Source organism: Microvirgula aerodenitrificans DSM 15089, from assembly GCF_000620105.1.
Classification (GTDB): domain Bacteria; phylum Pseudomonadota; class Gammaproteobacteria; order Burkholderiales; family Aquaspirillaceae; genus Microvirgula; species Microvirgula aerodenitrificans.
Genome location: NZ_JHVK01000049.1, coordinates 1 through 2,419, shown reverse-complemented (window position 1 = coordinate 2,419; position 2,419 = coordinate 1). Strand labels below are relative to the sequence as shown.

Here is a 2,419-nt window from a genome sequence, read left to right as displayed (position 1 = left end):
ATCGCCTTCATGCCAAAGCCGGACGGGAAAACCGCACTGGCGAACCTGGCGCAGGCCTTTGCCCATTACAACGAGCACCACCCACATAGCGCGCTAGGCTACCGGTCCCCCCGAGAGTTCCGACGGCTGGCGATTCCTTCAACCTGAGGCGGGAACGGGTGTCCTGAGGTACGGGGGCAAGTCCACTCCGATCTCCAGACTGGCACAAGATCGATACAACCTCTTGCAACTCCACAACTAGCTCACTCACAAACATGACAACCTGTTACCAATGAGGTAAGCTGATTTTTAATTATTGGAGTGCATATGAATGCGACTAAAGCAGACAAATTGACCAGCATTGCGTTATCCGTTTTCAAATTGAACGGCCAGCTCATTGAGTGGGGCAATCACTTCTCACTGCGGCACGGATTGACCAGTGCGCGCTGGCAGGTCCTTGGTGCCATTTCGATAGCCCCGCAACCGCCGAACATCCCGCAGATTGCCGCGACGATGGGTGTCACCCGGCAAGGTGTTTTAAAGCAGATTAACCTGCTTGTCGATGAGGGAATCATCCAGCCCCAGCCCAATCCGACACACAAGCGTTCGCCCCTGTATACGTTGACCAAGAAGGGGCAAGCGAACTATGAAGCCTTGGCCGAACGGTGGGAGACGCATGTGCGGGAGATTGCTGCAGGGTTCAGTGCCGCCGATCTGGATGCGGCCATCCGCGTTCTATCGGCCATGTCACAGGTTCATGGCCCTGGAGCGGAAGACTGGCCCGTCAGCATCACACTAACGGATCGAACTCCCCGTGTCTCTCATTAAGCCCTTGGGAGACAAGTTTCCGATTCAGCGCTAGCTCGGCCCGAGGCCACACCTGTCTGGCTTTACCCCCTGACGCTGGATCACGGCAGGAGGAGTTAATTCAACTTTTATTCAGAATTCTGGCAGTCGCCGGATAGGCCATGTACGCAGGTGTCATGCTCGCCATAGGCGGATTCTCAAACAATAAGGAAACGTCGGCGTCAAGCTCAAACGCATGCCCTTCAACGCTGTAAATGGTCTGTTGATGCTTATCCCGGCAGCATTGATCCTGGCGTCCAAGGCAAAGGTTGGAGAGTTCGCTACCGCGCTCTATGTAGTGCCGGCACCCGAACTGGCCGCTGGCGCATGAACATCGCCTTGCTAAGACTGAACAGGCGATGGGATGACGCTAATGCTGGAGTGAACGCGGCTGACGTGCGTACCGAGAAGTTTCCTGTCGCATTGCACAACTAAAGTCCTTGTCTTCGGCGTCATCCGGACGGACTTCTAACGAAGAGATCCCAACATGCATGCAGCAGTCGTTTATTCTTTCGATACCGCTCCCGTCTTCGGACGCTATGAAGAGCCTTGTGAAACAGAGGGGCATACAGTCGTCAGGGTGCTGGCTGCGCCGATTAGCCCCATAGTGAAGAGCTTGGCTGCCGGAAAGCACTACACTGCGGCCAAGGCGTTGGCGGTGCAAGGCTTCGTGCCTGGCATTGATGGCGTGGGTTTAAACTCCAAGGGGGAGCGGGTGTATTTCATGTTTCCTACGCCTCCTTTTGGCTCCATGGCGGAGAAATCGCTGGTTGCCACAGCCGCGACGGTTCCCGTGCCGGAAGGAGTGGAAGATGGGCGGGCAGCGGCAGTCGTCACCGCTGGACTGTCTTCGTGGGTCGCTCTGACCCGCCGTGCCAAATTCTTGCACGGTGAAACGGTGCTCATTAATGGCGCCACTGGCTCGGCAGGCAGCCTGGCCGTCCAGATAGCACTCCATCTGGGGGCTGACAGGATAATTGTCACGGGGCGCAATTTGGCCAAGCTTGCGTCTTTTCCCCCAGTGGTCGAGAAGATCGCCTTGGATGAGCACGCTGATACGGCGCTGCGAGAGGCGTTCTCGCGCGGGGTGGACGTGGTGCTGGACTACCTCTGGGGCGAGCCCGCCAGCCGTGTCATCGCGGCGGCCACGCATGGGCGTGGTTCTCGTAGTGGAGAGCCACGGCTTCGCTACGTGCAGTTGGGCTCGATTGCAGGAGAGTCGATACCTCTTGCCGCACATGCATTCCGGAGTTCGGGTCTGGAAATTATTGGCAGTGGCATTGGTAGTTTGTCGATGTCGGAACTGATCGCTGGAGCAGGAGAACTGCTCGCGGTGCTGCCCGCTGCAGGCTTTGATACGCCCGTAAAGAATGTCTTGCTTAGAGATGTCACGGATGCGTGGAACGATGTGTCAGAGGCCTACCGCATCGTTCTTAGACCATAGCCGAGACTCGCGGGTGAAACGTCAAGGGTTGGGAGTACCAGAAGAGAGAACAGGTCGTCCTGTTCCTGCACAATGCGGTGGCCTACTACGCTAGGTTGGGCGTGAAAGTGAAACGATTGCTGACGGACAATGGCGCCGCCTTTCGTTCGC

At 57.0% G+C, this 2,419-nt stretch carries 3 protein-coding genes; all 3 read left to right on the top strand.

Going from position 1 to position 2,419, the window contains the following annotated elements; translation table 11 throughout:
* On the top strand, positions 1 to 147 hold a 147-nt coding region (locus Q352_RS23070; protein WP_036386959.1), incomplete at its 5' end, for an integrase core domain-containing protein.
* 159 nt (positions 148 to 306) lie between these two features.
* Positions 307 to 807 carry a MarR family winged helix-turn-helix transcriptional regulator gene (locus tag Q352_RS21875; RefSeq protein WP_051529073.1) on the top strand — a complete coding sequence of 167 codons (501 nt, stop codon included), beginning with the start codon at positions 307 to 309 and terminating at the stop codon, positions 805 to 807.
* 505 nt (positions 808 to 1,312) lie between these two features.
* Entirely contained in the window at positions 1,313 to 2,269 is a 957-nt protein-coding gene (locus Q352_RS0117870) for a quinone oxidoreductase family protein (RefSeq protein ID WP_028500495.1), read from the top strand.
* The last annotated feature ends 150 nt before the right edge of the window (positions 2,270 to 2,419 follow it).

Bases quoted from the DNA above. Each gene is read 5' to 3' on its own strand.
- Q352_RS0117870 (WP_028500495.1), top strand. From the start codon at position 1,313: ATGCATGCAGCAGTCGTTTATTCTTTCGATACCGCTCCCGTCTTCGGA.
- Q352_RS21875 (WP_051529073.1), top strand. From the start codon at position 307: ATGAATGCGACTAAAGCAGACAAATTGACCAGCATTGCGTTATCCGTT.